Origin of the sequence: Shewanella psychropiezotolerans, from assembly GCF_007197555.1 — a bacterium.
GTDB classification, from domain to species: domain Bacteria; phylum Pseudomonadota; class Gammaproteobacteria; order Enterobacterales; family Shewanellaceae; genus Shewanella; species Shewanella psychropiezotolerans.
Window position 1 is genome coordinate 1,357,112 of sequence record NZ_CP041614.1, and the last position, 24,874, is coordinate 1,381,985.

20 protein-coding genes and 1 pseudogene are annotated in these 24,874 nt (G+C 45.3%); 12 read left to right on the top strand and 9 right to left on the bottom strand.

The annotated features are described in order from the left end of the window. The first annotated feature begins 83 nt into the window (after positions 1-83). Positions 84-1,823, top strand: coding sequence for an amidohydrolase (locus FM037_RS05985; protein WP_144045247.1), 1,740 nt, complete (start codon positions 84-86; stop codon positions 1,821-1,823). A gap of 54 nt (positions 1,824-1,877) precedes the next feature. On the opposite strand, the gene FM037_RS05990 is transcribed toward FM037_RS05985, so the two are convergent. Then, a complete protein-coding gene (locus tag FM037_RS05990) occupies positions 1,878-2,750 on the bottom strand; it encodes a LysR family transcriptional regulator (protein ID WP_144045248.1) in 873 nt (290 codons plus the stop codon). 305 nt (positions 2,751-3,055) lie between these two features. Between FM037_RS05990 and FM037_RS05995 the strand changes: the two genes are divergently transcribed. From FM037_RS05995 to FM037_RS06005, 3 genes are all read left to right on the top strand, one after another. After that, positions 3,056-4,237, top strand: coding sequence for a porin (locus FM037_RS05995; RefSeq protein WP_144045249.1), 1,182 nt, complete (start codon positions 3,056-3,058; stop codon positions 4,235-4,237). 10 nt (positions 4,238-4,247) lie between these two features. Next, positions 4,248-4,658: a type 2 periplasmic-binding domain-containing protein gene (locus tag FM037_RS06000; protein WP_144045250.1), complete on the top strand. Its 411-nt coding sequence runs from the start codon at positions 4,248-4,250 to the stop codon at positions 4,656-4,658. A gap of 166 nt (positions 4,659-4,824) precedes the next feature. Beyond that, positions 4,825-5,640: a hypothetical protein gene (locus FM037_RS06005; protein WP_144045251.1), complete on the top strand. Its 816-nt coding sequence runs from the start codon at positions 4,825-4,827 to the stop codon at positions 5,638-5,640. Between the two features lie 464 nt (positions 5,641-6,104). Here FM037_RS06005 and FM037_RS06010 read toward each other — a convergent pair whose 3' ends face one another. The 5 genes and pseudogenes from FM037_RS06010 to FM037_RS06030 form a co-directional block, all read right to left on the bottom strand. Further along, on the bottom strand, positions 6,105-7,793 hold the full coding sequence (locus FM037_RS06010; RefSeq protein ID WP_144045252.1) for an NAD-dependent malic enzyme: 1,689 nt from the start codon (positions 7,791-7,793) through the stop codon (positions 6,105-6,107). A gap of 202 nt (positions 7,794-7,995) precedes the next feature. Continuing rightward, a complete protein-coding gene (locus FM037_RS06015; protein ID WP_144045253.1) occupies positions 7,996-8,460 on the bottom strand; it encodes a YehS family protein in 465 nt (154 codons plus the stop codon). Between the two features lie 54 nt (positions 8,461-8,514). Beyond that, positions 8,515-10,001: pseudogene (locus tag FM037_RS06020) on the bottom strand (serine hydrolase domain-containing protein). An 11-nt stretch (positions 10,002-10,012) separates the two neighbouring features. Beyond that, positions 10,013-11,194: an NRAMP family divalent metal transporter gene (locus tag FM037_RS06025; RefSeq protein ID WP_144048852.1), complete on the bottom strand. Its 1,182-nt coding sequence runs from the start codon at positions 11,192-11,194 to the stop codon at positions 10,013-10,015. Between the two features lie 278 nt (positions 11,195-11,472). Next, entirely contained in the window at positions 11,473-11,847 is a 375-nt protein-coding gene (locus FM037_RS06030; protein ID WP_144045254.1) for a response regulator, read from the bottom strand. Between the two features lie 382 nt (positions 11,848-12,229). On the opposite strand from FM037_RS06030, the gene FM037_RS06035 reads away from it, so the two are divergent. From FM037_RS06035 to FM037_RS06070, 8 genes are all read left to right on the top strand, one after another. Continuing rightward, complete coding sequence (locus tag FM037_RS06035; RefSeq protein ID WP_144045255.1) at positions 12,230-13,570, top strand: OprO/OprP family phosphate-selective porin; 1,341 nt, start codon at positions 12,230-12,232, stop codon at positions 13,568-13,570. 96 nt (positions 13,571-13,666) lie between these two features. Further along, entirely contained in the window at positions 13,667-14,650 is a 984-nt protein-coding gene (locus FM037_RS06040; protein WP_144045256.1) for a tripartite tricarboxylate transporter substrate binding protein, read from the top strand. 106 nt (positions 14,651-14,756) lie between these two features. Further along, on the top strand, positions 14,757-15,245 hold the full coding sequence (locus FM037_RS06045) for a tripartite tricarboxylate transporter TctB family protein (protein ID WP_144045257.1): 489 nt from the start codon (positions 14,757-14,759) through the stop codon (positions 15,243-15,245). A gap of 4 nt (positions 15,246-15,249) precedes the next feature. Further along, complete coding sequence (locus tag FM037_RS06050) at positions 15,250-16,785, top strand: tripartite tricarboxylate transporter permease (protein ID WP_144045258.1); 1,536 nt, start codon at positions 15,250-15,252, stop codon at positions 16,783-16,785. A gap of 166 nt (positions 16,786-16,951) precedes the next feature. Further along, on the top strand, positions 16,952-18,571 hold the full coding sequence (locus FM037_RS06055) for an ATP-binding protein (protein WP_144045259.1): 1,620 nt from the start codon (positions 16,952-16,954) through the stop codon (positions 18,569-18,571). A gap of 44 nt (positions 18,572-18,615) precedes the next feature. After that, the gene (locus FM037_RS06060; protein ID WP_144045260.1) at positions 18,616-19,332 is read left to right on the top strand and encodes a response regulator; all 717 of its coding nucleotides are present in this window, start codon (positions 18,616-18,618) and stop codon (positions 19,330-19,332) included. 253 nt (positions 19,333-19,585) lie between these two features. After that, a complete protein-coding gene (locus FM037_RS06065) occupies positions 19,586-22,129 on the top strand; it encodes a TonB-dependent receptor (protein WP_144045261.1) in 2,544 nt (847 codons plus the stop codon). A gap of 103 nt (positions 22,130-22,232) precedes the next feature. Further along, a complete protein-coding gene (locus FM037_RS06070) occupies positions 22,233-22,856 on the top strand; it encodes a glutathione S-transferase family protein (protein ID WP_144045262.1) in 624 nt (207 codons plus the stop codon). Between the two features lie 120 nt (positions 22,857-22,976). Here FM037_RS06070 and FM037_RS06075 read toward each other — a convergent pair whose 3' ends face one another. From FM037_RS06075 to FM037_RS06085, 3 genes are all read right to left on the bottom strand, one after another. After that, entirely contained in the window at positions 22,977-23,477 is a 501-nt protein-coding gene (locus FM037_RS06075) for a DUF4447 family protein (protein WP_144045263.1), read from the bottom strand. A gap of 119 nt (positions 23,478-23,596) precedes the next feature. Then, positions 23,597-23,998 carry an SMI1/KNR4 family protein gene (locus tag FM037_RS06080; RefSeq protein ID WP_144045264.1) on the bottom strand — a complete coding sequence of 134 codons (402 nt, stop codon included), beginning with the start codon at positions 23,996-23,998 and terminating at the stop codon, positions 23,597-23,599. Between the two features lie 66 nt (positions 23,999-24,064). Next, the gene (locus tag FM037_RS06085; RefSeq protein WP_185977057.1) at positions 24,065-24,853 is read right to left on the bottom strand and encodes a RelA/SpoT domain-containing protein; all 789 of its coding nucleotides are present in this window, start codon (positions 24,851-24,853) and stop codon (positions 24,065-24,067) included. Positions 24,854-24,874: the final 21 nt, after the last annotated feature.

The window sequence follows — 24,874 nt, forward strand, 5'->3', positions numbered from 1 at the left end:
TTTTCTCTCTTCCGCTAGCCTGTCTGAAAATAAACAGAAGATTCCCTATACTCATTTAGAGTTGGGGGAAATAGGATGAATTAATGAATAAAGTGTATTTACTGGCACTGATCGCGAGTCTAACTATGGGCACCACAAGTTGTAAAGCTGAGTCTACCAAACCAGCTGAACCCGCAGATATGATTATGACTAATGCTGTTATCTATGGCCATAGGGATGCCGATACTCTGGCTGTCTATGATGGCAATATTGTTTATATAGGCAGTGAAAATGGTGTGGATGCCTATCGTAATACCCAAACCCAGATGATAGATCTGGAACAAGCATTCGTGATGCCTGGTTTTATCGATAACCACAATCATGTGTTTGAAGCTGCATCGGCAGCCGGTGGTAACTGTGAGCTTAATATGGACGCATCGCTGGCAGAGCAAGTTCCTTATCTGAAAGCTTGCCGTAATCTAGCTAAAGAAAATGAATGGTTGATGGGCTACGGTTTCTCTGTGGATTCCGTGTTAAGTGAAGAGAATGACACCAGTCCACTGGAAGTGATAGATCGCATTTTTCCCGATACCCCAGTGGTGATTATGGAGCAGACTTCACACTCCATGTGGGTGAATTCAGAAGCACTCAAACGTGCAGGAATTACTAAAGATTCCAGCGAACCACAAGGCGGAAAAATACTTAAAGACCAGGATACCGGCGAGCTCAATGGTATCTTGTTCGATAATGCTGGCGACTTGGTTATGGAAATGGCATGGAACAGCTTAGAAAACCAATTTGATACTAGCTATGATGGTCTTATGACTGGGCTAGAAATTGCTGCAACCCATGGCATTACCACCATAGGTGATGGTCGACTGTATTGGAAACGCGGTTGGTATGAAGTGTGGCAAGCGGCGGCGAAAGAGGGGGCATTAACCGCAAGAGTATCGCTTCGTCCCTGGATATATCCCACCGATTCTATGGATTCCCAATTGACGTATCTGAAGACAATTCACTCCGACGACAAGTCAGGTTTGCTGTTAGTCGATCAGGTGAAAATGTACAGCGATGGTATTTTTATTAACGGTACGGCGAAATTACTTAAGCCATATATAGATACCTATATTGCAGATGAGCCTTTTGGCATTAACTATATTGCACCGCAACAGATGCCAAGCTGGCTGGATAAATTAAATCAGATTGGTTTTGGCGCTCATATTCATGCCATTGGTGATGGAGCCATTCGTGAGTCGCTTAATGCCATTGAGTATGTTCGCAGTAAAGGGGCGACAAGGCCTTATACATTAACCCATTTAGAGCTAGTCAATCCAAGGGATGTTCCCCGTTTTGTTAAGTTGGATGTAACGGCAGATTTTCAAGTGGGATCGGACTATATCGCTCATCACGATCATAGCTGGGCCGAGCCTTTTCTTGGTGCAGAGCGTAGCAGTTTCTTGATGAACTTGAAGGCCATTTTTGATACTGGTGCTAATGTGACCCTAAGCAGTGATTGGAATGTGCACGACATAAACCCATTAGTTGGCATTGCCTACAGTATCAAGATGGGCGCTACCGGTTTACCTGACATAGATTCTGCGATTGACTCATATACTATCAATGCGGCAACTAGCTTAGGGATCGGTGAGATAACAGGCTCCATAGATCTTGGTAAGTCGGCGGATTTTGCCATTATTGACAAAAACATTACTCGTTTACCCATAGAGGAGATTGTCTACGCCGAAGTCATTATGACTGTGTTACGGGGGAAGTTGTCTTCGATGCCAATGATCATTAATCTTGTGGCCTGCACCGTTTTTACGATTTGCCTTCACACTATATGACTGGCTCTCTATATGGGCTTGTTAGTGACGAATCAGTGCCAGTATTGGCGCGCTCTAAATTAAACTATGTTCTTGCTTGAAAGCATCGATCACTTTAGATCCTTTCTTGGACAGGGTTAGGCCATTGCGCCAGCACAGCTCTACTTTTCGTTTAATCCCGACAGGCTCAAAGTCGCAGTTAAGCGACACGAGTTGCTTATCCATAACCAAGGTACTCACATACTCCCGCGGTAAAAACGCGAACCCTTTACCTAGTTTAAGCATAGCGATCAAGATATTGATGTCAGCGAACAGGCCGTAATGAGGGCTGAATCCGTTTTCATCCCCATGGCTCACATCTCCCCAAACAAGTTCACTGTGCTCACTTAAATCTTGTAAGTTTAGGCTAGATGATTCTGCCAATGGATGTCGGGGGCTGCAAACTAGTTCTTCGTGATAATAACCCAGGCGGCAGTAGTCAAAGCGGGTGTGGTGAATAGTGTCGGATTCGTGAGTCAGAATGATATCTGTAAGACCCTCGCACAGGTCTTTCTCTAGCTGCCCCGCCTCTTCCCGATACACCTCTAGATTCAAGTTCACTATGTCTAATACTGCTGCGAGGGCAGGGGTAAAGGCGAAGTCGGGAATGTAATTTTCCATTCCAATTCTGAGTATTGTAGGCTCACTTTTCGCGAGCTCCTGGGCATTTTGCACAAATTTATCCAGTTGACCCAAGCTGTGAGTAAGATAAGGAAGTAGCTTTTCACCATCTTGACTCAAGGTGGTCTTGTTACCCGAGCGATCAAAAAAACTCACTCCCAAATCAATTTCTAAATCAGAAATCCATTGGCTAACCTGAGACTGCTTTTTTCCTAATTGACGCGCCGCCGCAGAAATAGAGCCTGTTTCAATTGCCAGTAACAATGCTTGAAGATGTAGTAAATTCATAAATCTGTTTATCTCTTGTCTAATAACAAGTTTTCTAATTATTTTATTCTTGGTTCATCTAGCTTTATTCGTATTGGTTTAGTTCATTTACTTTCAATACCTTACTTGAACCAATCACCTACCATGGGGGCTGTATAGGGATATACGAATACCTTGAAGATAGGATGCCTAGAAACGACCTTTCATGCAAACACTTCGTGAAGTGTGACAGGTCCGCCCAACTAAATATATTCTATCCTCAATAGGCATTATATTAATTACCAACTATCTTTTAATAAGAATGAAGTCATAGAAAAGGGTAGGCAATGAGAAAGCACTCACTGGTTATTGTAATTCTTTCGTTTATATATATCCCCACTTGCTTTGCTGAAGTCGTTATTAATGGCTTTGCTTCCATTGTTGCAGGCTCCAGTCTCGAAGATGACAAGTCTTACTACGGTTATGATAAAGAGATTAGTTTCGAAAACGACAGTAAGATGGCATTGCAATTTTCCGCTGATTTAGGGGAAGGTCTCAGAGCGACCGCTCAGATCATTGCAAGAGGGCGAAATGATTTTAATCCTGATTTTGAGTGGGCTTATATTTCCTATGAGATTAATGATCAATTCATGCTAATGGCAGGAAGACAGAGATTTAATCTGTATAAGTACTCAGACTATATCGATGTAGGCTACGCTTACCATTGGATAACCCCTCCAAGAGGGGTCTACTCGCTTCCTTTTAACTCAGGGGAAGGTGTAGGGCTCACCTATAGTGACTTATGGGGAGACTCTGATGCAGAGATCACCTATAAATACATCACCTCATCGATATCAGATTATCAACCTATAGGCTCAGATACTACTCCAGCTCCTTTTTCAGCCAAGGGGCACATTATTAACTTCAATTTTGCCACTGGTTCCTTTGAGTATGGGCTCAATCTAGGTCTTATCGACGAATACTCCTATGAGCAGCACACTATCATTGCTCTGGGGCAGGCTATTTCGGAAGCTGGAGTATTTACTCAAGAGATCGTTGATGATCTGTTACCCATAGATGATGGAGCAACCTTGATTGGTGCCCATGTAAAATATGATGTGGACAGTTGGTTTATTCTCGCCGAATACACCATGACAGAACTTGATCCCAGCTTCTTGGCTGATACTAACTCTGCATTTATCTCAGGTGGAATCCGGTTCAATAACTTAACCTTCCATGTGACTTACGGCATGGACGAAGGTAAGCCTCAGATGGATGCTTATGAAGCCATGTTACCTATCTATAGCTCATTACCTCCGATCAACCAAATCGCCTTAGCCCCATTGCTGTTTGGTACTCAAGCAGCCCTAACAGCACAAGAAGAAGACAGTAACTACTACATAGTAGGCACTCGATGGGACTTCCACCCATCGGCTGCATTTAAAATTGAGTACACCCATTATTCCGATGATTATTCAGTAGGTACGGATGCTCAACTGTTAGCTATTGCGGTAGATCTGGTTTTTTAGGAGAAAGAAGATGAACAAAATATTTTGCTCAATTTTACTCAGTTTGTTTTCGTTACATGCAGTGTCTGGAATTGCAGTGATAGTCCACCCTGATAACGGTGATTCTTTAGACAAGAAGAGTATTTCAAATCTCTATCTCGGTAAGACGAAGAAATTTCCTGGAGGGGCTCAAGCTATTCCGATTAACTTGGAGGAAAGGCAAGTTAATCGAGGGGAGTTTGATTCCACTGTTTTAGGTAAATCATCAAGTCAATTGAAGTCCTATTGGTCTAAGAAAGTATTTACTGGTAAAGGAACGCCCCCGAAAGAGTTTGCCAATGATGATGAAGTGATAAAGCTGGTTTCATCTAACCCAAATATTATTGGTTATATTGATAGTAGTAAGGTCAATGATACCGTTAAGGTTGTTGCTGAATTCTAACTCTAACGTTAGCTTAAAATCTGGTAGGGAACGGTCTGGGTAGACGCTGAAAATGAACTTGATTAACAATATATCCATTTTAAAAATAGGGGACTATCTTTGTCCTTTTGGTCATTATTTTTGTTTCAACATTGAGCATTAGTATTATTAAAAACCGGAAACGAAGATGATAAGGTACACAATTATTTTTGGACTCCTATTATCATGGGCCGCTTTTGGTGCACAAGCTCAAACATTTTTTTGGCAACCTGGTCCTGTATTTTCATCTATATATGTTCAATTAAGAAGTATTGATACGAAAAAAGCTAACGATCCACCAACAGAGAAAAGCGTGATTTTCGATACCTATACCATAGGGAAACTCGGAGGTTCAAACTACTTTGCTGCCATCGAAGGTACTATGGGGCATATTAATTATAGTGGACAAGATAGTCACTCTTCCTTTGGTAAAGATTTATTAAAGCTACAGGCATTTATCATTCAAACATGGCAAATTAGTGAATATTTCTCCGGTGGGTGGAATGGATATGCTATCAATAGAAATTTATCTCGCTCAGATCAAGGCCTATTTGGTTATACTTTTTATTCTATCGGTGGAGTATTAAAACATCAAAAAAATGGTTGGACTTTCGCTCCGAAGATTAACTATATATTTAGTGGGTCTTTGGGGAAAGATGGGCTCGCAGGACACAGTAAAAGTAATTTCACTGGCTACCACTTTGTACCTTTAATACGTAAAGATTTTTTGTTTCACAACACTGTCCTAACTATCTCTCCGGTATACTTGAATGTAACTGGGGATAATAAAACAGCAGCAGAATATTTAAAGTTGACTATAAGTTTGGCTTTCCCCTTTAATAATAAATGGTGGATAGCTAGCAAAGTTAGTTACCAGCATTTATATAAGTTTGATTATTTTGGCATCGATATAGCCAATGAAAATGAAACGAGGTTTATTTTGGGGTTAAGGTATCGTTGGTAGTTCTACTTTAACCATTGACAAACATTTATATGTTGCGGAAATATAGGTAATAACGAATGAAATTTACAAGAGAAACTAATGTTAGACTTCATCCTGAATAAACAAATAAGTCGATATCTTGCTCCTCTGTTCCTTAATGATTATTCACGACAGGTACTTTAAGCATGGACTTTGTTTGAAATCTCAGAGCTCACAGTGATGACTCTTATGAAATCAAGAACCAGCGTCTCGCAGACTCTTGTCAAAGAAAGTGGTGCACATGCCTCGCTAGGTAACAACTAAGGTGCAACCTTCAGCTATTCTTACTAATACCAAATAAACAGAAGAAAAGTGCAATAGCCTTCATCCAAAGGCACAAATACAGGCAATAAAAAAGCTACCATTATCAACTGGTAGCTTTAATCTATTCTCGTATCTCGAACTTGGATCCTGAAACAAGTTCAGGATGACAAGCTAGTGAAGAGTTAGAACGAAGTTCGCTTGTAACGTCGATACTCTGCTGTCCAGAAGTTAGCTTCGATAGCCTGCTTGAGTAGCTCATCGGTACATGGTAGTGCATGGCCTTGCTCGATCGCGACCTTACCTACGGCGAGTGCAATGTGCTTGCTGACACTGTGGATCTTTTCCAGTGACGGCAATAGCGGTCCTTCACCATTGATGGCAAGTGGCGAGCATTCGGCTAATGCGCGGCTCGATGCCATCAGCATCGCATCACTGACGCGTTTAGCGCCTGAGGCGAGTACACCTAAGCCAATACCCGGGAAGATATAGCTGTTATTACACTGAGCTATCTCGAAGGTTTCATCATTAACTACTACTGGCTCGAAGGGACTGCCTGTGGCGACAAGTGCTTGGCCATTGGTCCAATGCAGCACATCTTTGGGGGTGGCTTCGACGCGGCTGGTTGGGTTCGATAGTGGAAAGATGATTGGGCGAGAGCAGTTTGCATGCATCGCCTTGATGATCTCTTCGGTGAATAATCCTGGTGCCCCGGATACCCCGATAAGTACTGTAGGCTTACCGTTCTTCATCACATCAAGTAGTGAGATGTTATCGCTGAAGTTATCCCAGTCATTTACATCATCACACTTCTGCGCCAGTTTCTGTTGGAATGGCAGTAGATTCGGCATGTTGGCTTGCAGCATACCCCAGCGATCGACCATAAATACTTGCTGGCGAGCCTGACTGTCTGAGATCCCTTCCGAGACCATTTGGGCCACTATGGCTTCGGCGATTCCGCAACCGGCAGAGCCTGCACCTAAGAAGGCGATACGTTGCTCACTCAGTTGAGTCTTAGCAGCCTTACAGGCGGCGAGGAGTGAGCCTACAGTGACGGCAGCGGTGCCTTGAATATCATCGTTAAAGCAGCAATATTGATCCTTGTAACGCTCAAGCAGAGGCATGGCGTTCTTTTGGGCGAAATCTTCGAACTGGATCAAGGCATCTGGCCAACGACGGCTAACCGCCTGCATAAAGGCTTCGATGAACTCTTTATATTCTTCGCCGCCGATGCGCTGATGACGCCAGCCCATATACATAGGATCTTCTAGCAGATGTGGGTTATCTGTACCTACATCTAAGGTGATTGGTAAGGTATATGCTGGGCTGATACCACCACAACTGGTATACAGAGACAGCTTACCAATAGGGATGCCCATGCCACCAATACCCTGATCGCCCAGGCCCAGAATACGTTCACCGTCGGTGACAACGATGATCTTCACCTTTTGGCGTGTCGAGTTATTGAGAATATCTTCGATGCGATCTTTATTCGGATAGGAGATAAACAGGCCGCGGTTACGACGATACTCCTTGGAGAAGCGCTCACAGGCCATACCCACAGTCGGGGTATAGATGATAGGCATCATTTCGGTAATGTGGTTTTGAACCAAACGATAGTAGAGTGTTTCGTTGGTGTCTTGAATGTTTCTCAGGTAGATGTGTCTATCGAGGTCATTGGTAAAGTTAGTGTACTGATCATAAGCACGAGACGCTTGCTCTTCGATGGTTTCGATAACATGAGGCAGTAGGCCTTCGAGATTGAAGAAAACACGTTCTTCATCGGTGAATGCGCTGCCCTTGTTGATCAAGGGGGCTTCGAGAATCGCAGGTCCTGCAAAGGGAAGGTAGAGCGGGCGTTTATGATCGTCCATTGGTAACCTTTTCGATAGTGTTAATTATAGATGCCGTGAGTCTGGCAAGATTATCACGAAACGTGATCTTTGTTCTGTTTCTGAACTGTTTTTTATCTCTTTTTTACCTGTTTTTTACATTTTATTTTGTTTTGTTTAAAACAAAAAAGCACAGCCAGAGCCGTGCTTTAGGTAATCACTTCTTTATCGTAATTAGGTTTTGTTATTTACCGCGATGCTTGACTGACAGGCCCGCGAGAAAGTTACGTAAAACCTGATCGCCGCACTCTTTAAAGTGCTTATGACCTGGCTTTCTAAACAGAGCACCGAGTTCTGATTTAGACATGTTGAAATCAGCCAGAGCTAATGTGCTGATGATGTCATCTTCACGCATCTCCAGGGCAACTCTTAACTTCTTGAAGGTAAGGTTGTTGTTAATTTGTGATACTGGCTCAGGGATTTCGGCGCCTTCTCTCAGGCCACGCTTTTCTATGATAAGGCCATCAAGGAACTGACACATGGTCTTGTCATTACAAGGCTGGTAACCTTCCTCTTCCTCTTTCTTTAGCAAGTTAAGAAGAAGCTCTTGTGACACTTCATGATTAACCTTGGCGAAGATCTTGATCATCTTGGCATTTTGGTAATCGAACACGAAGCGTAGACGGCGTAAAATATCGTTGTTAATCATTAGTCTTTATCTTTTTCTAGTTGATTCCGCGGCTGCGGGATCTTGTGGGTACTATTATATCTGAGTTTCGCTCTGAGCCTCGGATTTATTTGTACTGTCTATTTTATCTTTTGTGTCCATGAGCCTTCTATTCTCAAGACTTTTAGCATAAATAAGCGACTCTCTGATACTCGCTCGTATTTGGTTATGCAGTTCAAATACCCGGTCGAGATCACTGATGTTTAATGAGATATTTTCCAGCATCACCAGATCCAGATCAAACTCAGGATAATGGAGTGTCATCGACATATATCCCGGCAGATAGCCGGTATGACTATATTCTATGATGCCATCTTCTCGGTTGATCCTAAGGCCATAACCGTAACTCATATCCGGCCACAAGAATTCTATGTCGGTATGTGAGCGAGTCATCAGCTGGTAACTCTGGGGGCTGATTAGCCTACCTGAATGCAATTTTTGCTGAAATGTGGCGAAGGCTTGAGTCGTGGCAATGATTCCACCTGCTGGAATCAAAGATTTGGTCAGCTCTAGTCCTGAGGGGGCTAATACACTGCCTGCTTCATTGAGCCCAATGGCGAGAGAGGGAGCCCGTTGACGTATGTTATCTATGGTGCCAACCTCGGCGTAGAGGCCTCCGAGTCGGTTAGTTAGCTTTAAGTTGGCAATCTGTTGAGCCAAGGTTTGCTGGTTTACCTGCTCGAGAATCTCACCTAAGAGGGAGTAACCCAAGTTGGAGTATTGAAATTGGCTGCCGGGCTGGAAACGATTTGGCTTACCTAATTTATCGACACCCGATGTGTGGCTTAGCAGGTGATGTAATGTGATGTTTTCATTGTATCGACTTGGGTTGAATCTGGGATTGTTTTGTGCTGTTTCGACATCTATGCCGTAGATGATTGTAGGCGAAGCGACTTCTTTAGACGAACCGATTCGCTGCAACGAACGCGATGAGTCGCTCTTTTCTGCTTCTTCGAGTTCGTTGCTAGCGTCGAGGGTATTTCAGGTTCAAGGGCTGGCTCGGGAGCGGTTTCAAATTTCGCATCGAAGTCCTCATCTCTCTCAGATCCTGAATCTGTATAAGAGTCACTATTACCGCCCTGAATCTCATCAGTATCTAAGTCTAGACCATCGATGAGATAGCTATTTAGGGAGCTGTTGAGATCTAGCTTACCCGCATCGACGGTCTGCAAAATAAGAGTCGCCGTTATCTGTTTAGATAGAGAGGCGATGACGAAGCTGGTATTTTTGTTGATCCCTCTGCCCTTGTTTACTGTGAGTAGTGTTTTTCCATCTCTTAACAGGAGTACGCTGCCACTGAATGGCTGTAGAGAAGTGTCGATAGCCTGCTTTATGGCAACTTCCATATTTTGTGGTGCGACCACAGGTTCGCTTCGAGTTTGCCCATCCGAGCGCTCTGACTGTACTTTTTCATTCTTAAGCGATGGGAAATCGGCATAACTTGAGCTACTCAGTGTTAGTACACTTAACACTAAACAAGTTAATAGAGTGTTTTGTCGGTGCATCCTTGTCCTTAACTGCATTTCATAATCACTTATTTTGTCGCCATCCAGTAGATAAACAGCAGGGCAAAACTGACCAAATAGGTCATGCCTACCATAGACAGAGATTTCATTTTCCAGCCATAGCGATCTGATTCAGCCAGAGCCGAGCTGGTCATTAACTTATAGTTTAGCCAAGCGAAAATGACCGTGGTCATAAAAGCTAAGATCATCACAAATTCCAGTAGAGGCAGAAGGGCTCCTTTAAAAAACAAAATGATGCCTAAGCCAATTGCACTGATGCCAAGCATGACCCTGGTTAAGCCTTTCTCAGTGTCTTGGGTTTGAGTCAATAAGCGCCAGCCCATATTCAGGGTGCGACTGTAGCCGTCGATGACGGTCACTGTGGTGCTGAAGATACACAATAGGGCTACGGTGCCGATGAGATAGCGTGCTCCCTCGCCTAAAACCCGGCTATACAGGTCTATGAGTTGGCTGGCAAATTTAGCCCCAGATGCCGAAAACTGCTCGCCGCTGCCGTGCATAACCAGGGAGCCTAGGGCGAGGAAGACGATGGCAAGAATTGCAGTAGTCAGGTAACCGAAGTTAAAGTCGAAGATGGCTTGCTCTTTGGTTATATGAACCGTTTTTTTCTTCTCTAACAGCCAGAGGGAGTTCCATGCACTGACCTCTATGGGGGCGGGCATCCAGCCCATCATGGCGACGAGGAAACCGATATAGCCCCATTGCCAAGGTGACTGAGAGACAAAATCTGGGCTCATGATAGACGGAGCATTGAAGGCTAATGCCACGGCAATGAGCGTCGAGATGGTGAGGCAGAGCATGATCACTTTAGTGAGCTTATCGAGTAGAGTGTAATGACCAAAAATAAGCAGGGCCAGGCTCGATAGTAAGACAATCAGAGCCAGTAGATCGATGGAGAGAGGGATGAATAGGGTCAGCATCGCGGCTGTTAGCATGGCCACCCCGGCAGTGCTAGCCACGGCTGCTATGGTGTTGAGACCCGTGAACAGCAAGAGGTAGCCTCTGCCCTGTTTAAGATAACCATGGAGTAAACTCTCTCCTGTCGATGCCGTATAGCGGGCACCGGCGGCGAAGAAAGGATATTTAAGCAGATTAACCGCTAAGATAACCCAGGCCAACTGCCAGCCAAACTCAGCCCCGGCACGAGTCGAGGCGACTAGGTGAGAGGCGCCGATAGCGGCGGCCGCCATTAATAAGCCTGGTCCTAATGCGCTTAGCAGGTATCTGGCTTTAGATACCCGAGTCTCGGTGTTTAGTGAGGTGTTTAAGCTAGTATCAGTTTGTGGGTCATCTTGCGCTTTATCCATGGCATTCATTTTTTAGTGTGGGCTCCATCACTAGTTAACTGTTATTTTTATCTTTTATATAGTGGTCGTAGAATATGACACGCTTGGTATGAAGATTAAAAGAAGTTTTTGGGTAGAGTGCTATGAGTTCATTAGATAAGCCTTAATTTAGCTGGCTAATGCTATTTAGGCAGCTGGGCTTCAAGCAGTTGTTTAAAGTCTTTTCTGTTAAATGGTTTAGTCAATGCGGCAACGATATTGACCCGTTTCATTTTCAAGATGGTGAGTGTAGAAGCAAGCGTCATTTGATCCAAGCCGGTAACCAGTATGATTGGCTTGTTGCCCTTTAGGGTGATAATGCGATCGATATGAGCTATCCCGACCATGTTGGGAAGTTGTATATCGGTGACGATGAGATCGGCATCGAGATAGGATTGATCGTCGGGTAAGGCATCAAATTGAAGTATACGTTCAAAGCCTACGGACTCGGCAAGCGTTCTTATCTGTTTAGCCATAAACTCATCATCTTCAATGAGTAGGAGTGTTGCTTCAGACATATTACTGCCTTCATTATTAACTTAGTCATAGTGTAGTAGTTATGTCTGTGGATCTCTTGAATAAGTGAGATTTTCTCTTTAGAAGGTCGACGCTTCAGTACTCGCTATGAGTCGTTATTTTTGGCTTATACCTTCTATTCGAATCGAATAATTCTAAAAATCATTGTCCCTTCAGTCATATGCTTACAGTTGTTCTTATTGTGTAAATTTTATGTTGTTAATTGTTTTTATGAATTTTAAAATCATTATTTATTAAACGTTTACATAAATCCCCTTCACTAGCAACCTATTAAGTCTTGCGCAGTCATGACTCTGATTTTAAATCGGCGAATATAGCAAGCGATTGAAAATAAAAATAATTCAACAAGTGGAAGGGACCCTCATGGCCTATCAAAACAGTAAGTTAAGCCACACTCGCTCTATTAAAGGTAGATTAGGAAAATTAACAAACTTGGCAATACTTGTCGCAAGTGTCTTTGCCATACCAACATCGGTATTAGCGAATGATAATAGTGAAATAGAAGATTTAAAACAGCAAGTCGCAAATTTAAGTGAAAAATTAGATGAGCTATCCGTTAGTGAAATATCGACCTCTGGCGGTGGCTTAGAAGTTGTCAGTAAAGATGGCAAATACAGTTTCGAAATGGGCGGACGTTTCCAGCTCGATTACAACGCATTTGATGGCGCTTACAATGCCGATAATGGCGGTGAAACAGGCTCAGATCTGTTTCCCAGACGAATAAGAACCTATGTAGAAGGTCAAGCAGATAACTGGGATTATAAGTTACTGCTCGATTTTTCGGAAGGCGCCGAGATCACCATGGCGCGCCTGCGGTACAAGGGCTTCAAGGGGGGGCCGGTGATTAAGCTAGGTAAGATCCGTGAAGATATCAGCATGGAAGCTCTGACCAGTAGTAAGCACATCACGGGGATCTCACGCTCCATGTTGTCAAATACCATGTCTCCTTATTTTAAATATGGTGTGGCGGCGTATCAATATTTCAAAGATTCAGGTTTACGCTACGCCATAGGTGCATACAAGGGCGGCTCATTTGGCGCCACTGGCAAAGATGAAAACGATAAGTTAGCACTTTCCTACACAGGTCGTTTGACTTGGTCTCCGATTCATAATGATGGCGAAGTATTGCACTTTGGCTTGTGGGGCTCCCATCGTGATATGGGCGGCAATAAGTTGTCGGCTAAATTTGCTCGCGGTGAGGTTCGCGAGACCAATGTACGCCTGGTGGACTATGCGGCAGGCGGGGATACCTATGCGGTGGACAATCTGCAGCAGTGGGGATTGGAGTTTGCCGGGGTATATGGCCCTATGTCTTTGCAGGCTGAATACGCTAAGCGAGATGTGCAGGCGGTCGACTCGATCAACGATGATTCTTTCGATGGTTATTATGTGACAGCCAGTTACTTCATCACAGGCGAGAGCCGTAAATATGCTAAACGCGGCGTTTTTAGCTCACCGACACCACTTTCTACCTATGGTGCATGGGAAGTCTTTGCTCGCATGAGTAACTTCGATGCCACCTCGGAGACACAAGGTACAGAGGCCGATGTGGCCACCATAGGGGTGAACTACTACCTCAATAAGAAAATCAAGTTTATGGCTAACTATTTGATGTCTGATGTCAGTGGTCCCGGCACTCAGGCTTTAGTTGGGGATTATGACAGCGGTAATGCGATGACACTAAGAGCGCAATATCTTTTCTAAATGAGTGCATCGGTAAATCGGTGCGAACACTAGGTTCGCGCCAAGAGCATTTAATTTTTTAGACAGAGTCATCAAACTTAATTTTTGGAGAACGTCATGAAACTGACAACATTTACCTCGAGTGCCATAGCTGCTGTGATGCTAACCATGGGAATGGGCGCGGCGAATGCGAGCGACAGTATCGATACAAGTAAGATCCACTTTCTCATTCCTGGTGGACCAGGCGGTGGATGGGATGGCACTGCCAGAGGCACAGGCGAGGCCTTGCTTAAATCCGGCATGATAGAAAATGCTTCTTATCAGAACATGTCCGGTGGTGGCGGTGGTAAGGCCATCGCTTACATGATTGAAACTGCGGCTAAGCAGACCGATACCTTGATGGTGAACTCGACACCGATTGTCGTTCGTTCACTGACTAAGGTGTTTCCACAGTCCTTTAGGGATCTTAAACCTGTGGCGGGAACCATTGCCGATTATGGTGCCTTCGTGGTCCGTGCTAATTCAAAGTTTCAGAACTGGGATGAAGTGGTTGCTGAATTTAAGAAGAACCCTAGAAAGGTGAAGTTCTCTGGCGGTTCGGCTCGAGGCAGCTTAGATCACTTAGTTGCTGCTATGGCGATGCAGGCTGGCGATGTTGACGTGAAACGTCTGGTTTATGTGGCTTATGACGCCGGCGGTAAGGCCATGGCGGGTTTGCTATCGGGTGAGACGGCTATCTTGTCGACCGGCGTCGGTGAGGCATTGAATATGGCCCAGAGTGGTGAGGTACGCATTCTCGCCATCACATCACCAAAGCGTGTCGAGGCAGTACCAAATGTGCCGACTCTGACAGAGCTGGGTTATGACGTGGTCTTCGCTAATTGGCGTGGTTTCTTCGCGGCTCCTTCTATGTCAGATGAGAAAGTTGCAGCCTATGCCAAGTTACTGGGCGGGGTTCAGGGAACCCCTGAATGGAATGAGATTAAGGCTCGTAATGGTTGGGTGAATCTCTATAACCCGGATACCGAGTTCTATCAGTTTCTCGAGAATCAGGAGCAAGTGATCGGTGGACTGATGAAAGAATTAGGTTTCTTAAGATAAAGACATAAGCAAGATCCACAAAGCACGACTTCTTTGCCTGCAGCATATTTGTATGCTGTAGGCAGGGACAACACCTAATTAAAAAATACTATAAATGGTGAATCTTATGAATATCAGTAGAGACAAGCTTGGGGCGTTGTTTTTTTTCATATTTAGCGTCTGTTATGGCTACTACGCCACGCAAATCCCTCTTTATCCCGGTGAAGAATACGATGTCTTCACCTCCCAGACTATGCCGAAGATCTATGCGGTTACGGCCATGATAGTGTCGGCTCTGGCGCTATTTCTAGCGATAATCGAAGAGAGGAAATCGGTATTTTTAAAGGCGGGAGATAAAGACAGACCTTATTTTGACCGCAAGGGCTGGACTCAGTGCGGCGCGCTTATCGGTTTGATGTTTTTCTACGGCGGCACCATAGAAGCATTGGGCTTCATCTTGTCTACCATAGTCTTCCTGATTATCGGTTATCTCATCTTAGATGAGCGCCGACCTAAAATCCTCTTCGTCGCTTCGGTGCCTGTGGTGATTGTCTTCTGGGCGATCATGACTCAGTTACTCGGCATCTATCTTTCAACTGGCGACATCTGGAGCTAAGACTATGCATGATGGAATACTACTGGGTTTAGAGACTGCATTTTCGATGCAGAACATCTTATTTGTTATCTTCGGCTGCTTCGTCGGCACATTTATCGGCATGTTGCCCGGGCTTGGCCCTATCACAGCAATTGCCCTGATGATCCCCATCACCTATGGTATTGACCCGTCATCCGGGATGATCTTGATGGCAGGGGTCTATTACGGTGCTATTTTTGGTGGTTCTACCTCATCGATTTTGATTAATGCTCCGGGAGTTGCCGGCACCGTTGCGACTTCGTTCGATGGCTATCCTTTAGCGAGGCAAGGCCAAGCGGGTAAGGCGTTGGCGTTGGCGGCTTATTCTTCTTTCTGTGGCGGTACTATTGCGGCTGTTTTCCTGCTGGTGGCCGCGCCTATGTTGTCTAAGGTATCACTGAGCTTTCAGTCACCGGATTATTTTGCCTTGCTGGTATTGGGACTCACTGCGATAGCGGCTTTCTCCAATAAAGGACAGTTCCTTAAATCGATCATGATGACTCTGCTGGGATTGATGTTGGCGACGGTAGGCACGGATCAGGCATCCGGAGTCGAGCGCTTCACCTTCGGCCAGATAGATCTTCTCGATGGGATCAGTTTTCTCTTGATTGCCATGTCCATGTTTGCCCTCTCGGAAGCTTTGATGTCTATCATAGCCAAGAGCAAGACCAAAGAAGGTGATCTAGCATCGATAGAGCAAGCTGTTTCGACTAAGGTCGGCAGTTTGAAATTAACCAGGGCAGAGATCAAAGAGGTGGCCCCTACCGTGGCGCGCTCATCGGTATTGGGTTTCTTTGTCGGCGTGCTGCCGGGAGCGGGTGCGACTATAGCTTCCTTCCTGGCCTATGGTCTGGAGCGTAATCTGGCATCGGCTAAAGAGAAACTAAAGTTCGGCAAGGGTAGCCTACGTGGATTGGCGGCCCCTGAGACGGCCAACAATGCAGCCTGTAGCGGCTCATTTGTGCCCTTGTTAACCTTAGGGATACCAGGTTCCGGGACGACAGCTGTTATGTTAGGGGCATTGATGGCCTATGGTATTCAGCCTGGTCCAAGACTGTTTATCGATAATCCAGAGGTATTCTGGTCGGTTATAGTGTCCATGTATCTGGGAAATATCGTACTGCTATTTATCAATCTGCCGCTGATCCCTTACATCGCCAAGGCACTAGCCTTGCCTAAGCAACTGCTTACTGTGTTGATCTTGTTCTTCTCTCTGATCGGTGTGTATCTGGTATCGTTTAACGCCTTCGATATCTTTATGATGGCGTGTTTCGCTGTGATTGCCATCGGTCTCAGGTTACTCAATTTCGGCATGTCACCTTTGATCTTAGGCTTTATCTTGGGCGGCATGTTAGAGCAGAACCTGCGTCGTTCGTTAACACTCTACGATGGCTCTATTTCATTCCTCTGGGACAGACCCATTACCCTGACAATTCTGATCGTTGCGTCATTGATCTTGTTGCTACCTAAGATATCTGAGCTTTTAAGAAGAGGGAGAAAAAAGACTGCAGAAGTGAATTAAAAAGAGTTCCAATCAAGTTTTGTAACGTAAGAACTGCGGTTGAGTGCGGCTTACACTCTTTATTCTTACGTTACTTTTTTTGACAAATCGTTAACAGAAAACTTATTATCGTATTTTGTATCCATGACGCGAGTTCGAGAAAGGAGTTTTCGACTAGGATAAATTTATGATCTCTATCGTCTCAACGTTTAAAAATTTAGGTTTGCATAATCGTCTGGCCTTCTTCTCCCTGAGCCTGATCGTAATCCAAACTTTTGGCTTAGGGCTCGTTGCCACCTATAGCCTGCAAACCAATCTGGAAGAGCAGATTGGCAAACGTGCCTTAGCCTTGTCCAAGTCACTAGTCCATCATCCCATCATTATTCAAGGGCTTATCAATAAGGATAGTGCCTCGGTACAAGCCTTCGCAGAGATTATCCGTCATAACACAGAAGCCAGATTCATCGTTGTCGGTGATATCGATGGGATTCGTTATTCTCATCCAAACGTGAGCAAGTTAGGCAAGAAGATGGTGGGCGGAGACAACACGCAAGCCTTAATCTATGGTGAGTCTTATATTTCAAAGGCGAAGGGGTCTTTAGGTATCTCGGTTCGCGGTAAGAGCCCTATCTACTCGCCACAGGGAGACATAATCGGTCTGGTATCGGTAGGTTTTCTCGAAGAGGATATTGATAAGGTCGTAGATAAGTTTAAGCGTAATTTAAACTTCTTCTTTGGCTTGATACTCCTGGCGGGAGTGGGGGTAACCATCTATATATCCAAACGCTACCGAGATGATATCTTCGGGCTCGAACCCGAAGAGATTGCCCGTACTTATACCGAACGTAAGGCCGTGCTCGCCTCTATTCTTGAGGCTATCATAGTGATCAACGAAGCGGGAGTTATAACCAGTGTCAATCCGGTTGCATTGAAGCTTATCGGTGATGTAGACAAAGACAAGATTGTCGGCAGTGCTATCGATGATCTGCTGTCACTGTCTCCCATGCTGAGCGCCGATAATGCCGAGGTATCCTGGCGGGATATCGAGGTGGATATCAATGGTCAGTTGATGATCTTAACTAAGACCCCATTGTTGATTAACGGCGAAAATAAGGGAGCCGTGCTTAGCTTCAGGCTCAAGGATGACATAGTGGTGTTGAGTAGAAAACTGTCTCAGGTGCAGCAGTTCTCGACCATGTTACAAGTGCAGACCCATGAGTATTCTAATAAGCTCAATACCATAGGAGGCCTTATTCAAATTGGCTCCGTCGATGAGGCTCTGGAATTGATCACCAGTGAAAGCTCAGGTTATCAGGAGATGATCGAGTTTTTGATTACTACCATTAAAGATCCTGTGATGGCGGGGTTCTTCCTGGGTAAATACAATCAAGCCCGAGAGTGTAATATTGAATTTATCATAGAGTCAGATAGTAGCCTCAATGATATTCCAGTGCATATACCCAGAGAAAAGTTGGTCACGATTCTGGGAAATATCATAGATAATGCCTTCGATGCCAGCCTTAAAAACAGCGCTAAAATTCACATGGTTAATTTACATATGACAGATATAGGTAATGACCTCATATTTGAAGTTGTTGACTCTGGCGGCGGTATAGGGAGCGACTTGAAAGCGAATATTTTTGCATTAGGCGAAACCACTAAGGCCGAGATGGGCCATGGCATCGGCATGTACCTGGTAAAGAATGCACTGGCTCAGTTAGGCGGGTCGATATCTATATCTAATGCCAAGGGAGGCGGTACCATAATGACCGTGTATATCCCCAAGCAGCTGGGAAAACGGTCATAAGCAAGCAGTACCGATGATAAACATAATAATAACAAGGTATTATAATGAAAGTGAAAAATGTACTGATAGTTGAGGATGATGCCAGGATTGCCACGATCTTGGCCAAAACCATCAACAAACGAGAAGAGTATGAGGTCATAGGCATCGCCTCGAACGTGACTGAGGCGATAGATGTCATAGACTGCTTCGCACCGGAACTGGTGTTTTTGGATATTAGTCTGGACTCGAGTTGCGGCCTGGATGTGATCAAGTATATTCGTCAAGAGATAAAGGAAAATGCGCCGACTGTGGTGATGTTAACGGCCGCTAAAGATGTGGAGGTTATCCAAAAGTCTGTCGCTTCTGGTGTATTCGATTATATCCTTAAACCCATCTCTTTCTCACGTCTGAATCAGACCCTGCAACGTTTCGCGGATTATTCAAATAAGCTTGAGACCAGACAGGCGTTCGAGCAGGAAGATGTGGATCTCTTCTTTGGTCTGCAACATGGTGAAGAACTGAGATCTGGTGCTGGTTCTGATAAAAGTGAAAAATTGCCTTTGCCAAAAGGAGTCGATAGTCTGACTCTGGAGAAGATTATTAATGCTTTTAGGCAGGATCCTGCCACCGCATATACGGCGGAAGTGATGGCGGACAGCATTGGGATCAGTCGAACCACGGCCAGGCGTTATCTGGAGTATCTGCTGTCTGTCGATAGGGTGAAGGCCGATATCGAATATGGCACCGTGGGTCGCCCGGAGCGTCGTTACATCTTCATTTAAACATTTCCCATTAGCTTCTCCTTCATCTCCCAGCGCTTCAAGTGAGGAGCGTGCCTATATTTGCGTAAGTTAGTCATCTCTGCTCCTCTAGGCCGTTTAGATAGAGTTTGTAACTCTTTATGTCTAAGGCGCTGCTTTATTTGACTTCCCTAATTTAGGCATTAGGTTAGTACTTGCACGAGTAATCAGTAGTCTGACTGAAATTTGTTGTAGTCAAGTGATTGAAAAATAATAATATCAAAGGATGATAACAATGAAGCAAGTAATAACACCTAGCCTGTGCGCGCTGGCTATCACCTCTCTGTTCGCTAATGACCTACATGCGGCAGCTGAAACCGTCGAACGAATCGAAGTGACGGGATCGCGTATCAAACGTACCGATATCGAAGGGCCATCGCCTATTCAATCGATCAGTAAGGAAGACATTGCTAATATGGGGTTCGATAACCTGCAGCAATTACTCGAACGTATGCCTGCCAACGGCGCAGGTGCATTTTCAACGCGTGGTAACAGCCAAGATTCTACAGCAAATGGTGGTGCCTCGATCAGTCTGCGTGGACTCGGTCCCGATGCCACACTCGTCTTGATTAACGGGCGCCGCGTTGCCGCCTCGGCTTTTGCCGAGGGCATTACCAATTCGTTCGTCGATATCAATAACATACCTGTATCAGCAATCGAACGTATCGATATCCTCAAAGATGGCGCGTCCGCTATCTATGGATCTGACGCTATCGCTGGTGTGGTCAATATTGTGCTTAGGAAAGACATTGAGGGCATAGAGATCAATCTGGGCTTCGGGGATGCGACCGGTACTGATTACGGCGAGCAGACAGCCAGTTTAGTTTGGGGGATAAAGTCTGAAAAGGGCAGTGCGTCGATTATCTTGGATTATTTTAAGAACGATACACTGGCCGCCAGTGAAATGGGGCGTTTCGGTACGGCGAACCAGAGTCCTTATGGCGGTGAAGATTATCGCTCATCCCGTGGTTTTCCCGGGTATTTTTATGTCGATGGTGTCAAGACTATCGACCCTGATTGTCCTGCTGATTCGGCAACTGAAAGCGGTAGCTGTCTGTTTGATTATGGCCCATACAACCTCACCATTCCTAAATCTGAGCGTGTAGGCGCTATCGGGCAGTTCGATTATGATTTTAATGACGAGCTGACAGCCTTCTTAGAGTTCGCGGTGCAACACAACACCTCTGAAGCTGGAGGTGCACCCACTCCTCTCGATGAAGATGCGGGTCTTACCGTTCCTGGTACTCATCCGGATAACCCCTGGGGCCAGGATATAGAGATTGGTCGTTATCGTACCGTCGATGCCGGGGCTCGCCGCTGGGATATTGAGTCTGACTCTATGCGATTAGTGGTAGGGCTTCGCGGCATGATCAATGACTGGGACTGGGAAGTATCCGCCCAGAGAGGGCGCAGTAAATCCACCCAGACGGGTGACCGATCTCAGGGCTGGGTAAGAACCGATTATCTGCAAGCAGAGATCGATGCTGGCAACTATAACCCCTTCGGTGGCACCTATAACCCTCAAGAAGTCATAGACCGCATCACCACGAGCTTAGTACGCCAAGGTGAATCTAATATTACTTCATATGATGCCAGCATTACTGGTCAGGCATTTACCTTAGCGGGTCGTGACATCATGATGGCAGCGGGCGCAGAATATCGCGAGGAAGATGTCAGCGATGTACCCGATGAACAGTTCAGAAGAGGTTTGATCTTCGGTACCGAAGCGGTTTCGGCACAGGCGGCTCGGGATCAGTATGCGGCTTATGTAGAGTTTTCTATCCCATTGACCGATAACTTCGAATTACAACTGGCGGGACGTTACGATCATTACAGCGATTTTGGCTCGACCACTAATCCTAAGGTCGCGTTCCAATGGGGAATGACAGAAGATCTTACCGCTCGAGCATCTTGGTCTACAGGCTTTAGGGCGCCATCTTTAGCTCAGATAGGTTTAGGCCCATCAGAGGAGAGTAACTTCTTTATCGATAAATATCGCTGTGCTGCAGATGGTGTGGATTGTGAATTACTGGACTATAACACGGTATTTGCCGGTAACCCTGATCTGGAAGCCGAAGAGTCAGAAACCTGGAACGTGGGCATGATCTGGGCACCGAGTCAGCAATTCGATCTGGGTTTTGATATTTTCAGCATCGTCCAGGATAACAAGATAGACAAGTTACTGCTGAGCGATATTTATGATGCAAACTGTAACGATCAAAATAGCAGTATCTGTGAACGCTCGGCCGCTCAACCGGGTCAGAACTTGGGGCCAATCGATGTTATTCATTCAAGCTTCGTGAACTTGGGTTCCCAAGAAGTGCAGGGTATGGATGTCTCTGCCCATTATAGGCTGGAGCTGGATAGTTATGGCGACATAAAGTTTGGCTTAGAGTGGAGTTATATGCATAACTTTGAGAAAGATAATGGTGTCGAGTCCGTCGATTATACCGGTGGCTATGAGTATCCCGAGAACCGTTGGTTGGCGACGACAAACTGGATGATGGATGATTTTGCCGCCAATATTAACCTGAGTTACATCGGGGAGTTTGATGATTTCAATAAGACACGTACCGTCGAATCTCAGCTTCTGGTGGATATGTCGGGCTCTTATCGCTTCAGCGAGATGTTTAAGCTGAGTGTCGGCGTGAATAACGTGTTTGACGAAGAGCCACCATTCGCCATCGGTGATGGTGATGCCGATCTCTATGGTTATGCGATGGCGGTGCATAATCCCTTGGGCCGATATATTTATACTAAGCTGACGATGAATTTTTAATCTTTCAAGTTAACTGAATTTGAGTATATTGTTAGGGGCTACATCTTATACCGATTGGTATTAGGTATAGCCTTTTTATTAGTACGTCATTATGGGAGTGAGAATGATCAAGTTATATGGAGTACCCCGAAGTCGTTCACTACGTGTGTCATGGACCTTAGAAGAGCTGGGTTTGGATTGGCAGTATCACTATATTAACTTTGCCAAAGGCGATAGCCGCAGCCCCGATTTTCTTGCTGTGAACCCTTGCGGCAAGGTTCCTGCTTTAGTCGATGATGAGTTGGTGGTGACCGAGTCAGCTGCTATCGTGTTGCACCTAGCCGAGAAGTATGGCGACAGAAAGCTGTTACCACAACCTGGCAGCGATGCCTCTGCTTTGCATCATAAGTGGGTGAGTTTTATCATCACTGAGCTTGAGCAGCCGTTATGGACTATAGGCAAACACAAGTTTGCCTTGCCTGAAGAAATACGCCAAGAGAGCATGTTTCCTGTGGCGAAGTGGGAGTTCGATAAGGCGGCCGCTATTGCCGAAAATTGGCTTCCAGAGTCTGATTTCTTATTAGGCGATGAGTTAAGCGTCGCCGATATCTTACTGGCGCACACTTTAGTGTGGGCGACGCGATTCGAGCAAACTATTCCGCCTAAACTAGCGGCCTACCGTGACAGAGTGTCTAAGCGACCAGCCATGGCGAAAGCACTAGAGAAAGAGATGGCAGGTGCAGAATAACATTTAGCTAAAAATGCTTATGAACCGTATGTTTGAACCATCTCTTGAATAGAGAGCGCTTAAAAAGAGAAAAGCATCGATTTAGATGCTTTTTTTATTTACGCTTCTCGAACCTTGCAACTATATCTGTGTCGCCGCCCATTTCGCTCGGATCTCGCGGCTCTCTTTTAAGTCTTCTTTCTCGCGGTAAGCCTTGTAGGCTTCGACGTCGAGTGCCACTAGCGTCACGTCCACTTCAAGCACTAGCTTACACTCTTTCTTGATGCGCCAAGCAGATGTGCTATAAAGTTCGGTCAGGGGCAGTGAGCCTAAGAACTCTGGGTTATATTGAGCGTAGATGGCTTGAGTCGGATAGACGACAAAACTAAGGCGACGCTTAGGCTCCTGCTTGAATAGTTCTTCGATGCCATCACAGGTGTTGAGCACTTGCATCTCGATGATCTCATCGATCTCTAACAGCTTCTTCTCCGCTAGTCCCGATACGGGCTTTTTACCCGCTTCCCAGGCGATGACATCTGCTTCACTGGCTTTGCTGAGTTCGCCTACCTGAGCCTGTGTCAGACCCAGAGACAGACGTAAAAACTTAAATTCGATGGCATTCAAGCCAGCATTGTTTGACATTATTTTTCCATAAATATTGAGTGTCTATACCAAGCCTTATTCAAGTATTTAGTGCTTGAAATACTTGTGCTCGGATAGATAAATGTGCTGCGTTAGAACCTAGAACCTAGAACTGAGGCTTAACTCTGTAACCAGACATGTTCCGCCCATTGCCAAAATGAATCCCAAGTTTCACTTTCGAGCTCATCTTCGCTCCAGAGTATGACCTGACCTTCCTGATCGATACAGTAGAAGCTATTGCCCTGCTGACATATGGCGACATATTCTCGTGACATGCCGATTGACCAGGCGTAGGCAGTCACTTCGGCAAGGTAGGTGTGGGAATATGGGTCGCTGGCGGTTACCGGCTCCAGACTTCCGTAGATAACATCGCTGGCATAGAGTAGATACTCCTTTAGCTCGGCAGGAAGAGGCATTAAAATCTCCTCTTCGACCACTACAATTTGTTCAAATGTAGCCAGTTCTAAAGGAGTTGGAACGGTTTCACTCAGTTCCTGAAGTTGCTCTATGATTTCGTGCATTGTCTCTTCGCTGATTATACGTTTATGGGCTCAAGTATATCTTGTCTGAGTGTGTATTGTTAGCGCTTAGGCGGCCGATGCGGTGATCAAGCTTGCTGCATCGATGCGTTTATATTGTAGCCAAGCTTTGTGATATTGCTTGTGGGACACTTGGCGAAGACGCGTTATCTGAGCCTGCTCAATATCGTTCAATGCCCTATCTTGATTCATGGCGGTTGTTTCTATGGACTGCACTCGTTCATAGACCTGATGTTCGGCACCATTTTTGATGTTAGCTATCTCACTTAAGTGCAGTTGAACTTCGGCAATCATCTGAGACTTAGGTAGTCTGATGAGCACATTGAGATCCCGGTATCCTGAGTCTTTAGGGGAAGCGAAGCGGTTCTTGACCTTGATGATCTGAGTTTGACTGGTTAAGGCCTCATAGGCAGTGACCAAGTCATGGATATTCTTGGTTACTATGCTGGCTCGGGCAAGATCGGTGAGTAGACTCGCATCACCATCAAGTTTACTACTGACCTTCTCGCTGGCTCTGGAATAGCTCTTAATGCCTGGAACTTGTGTCTCAATCTGAGTACCTGTTGAGATCTGTTTTAAAATTTGTGCTAATTCGTCTTGAGCCGTTTGCGCTTGGGAGTAGAGGGCGTCGAGATCTGTGCTGGTCTGTCTGGGCGGATGGTATTCGAGGCTTGATATCGATGTGAGTCCAAAGAGATCTTTACTGATTGCTTGCCTGACGGCATAGCAATCACTCTTCTCTTTAATATTGGACTGAAATTCGTTTGTGGCAGCAAATCCCGTCCGGGTGGACAGCAGGAGAAGGAAAATAAAGAAAGTGCGGAACAAGCGATTCATACTATTTATCAACATCAAATT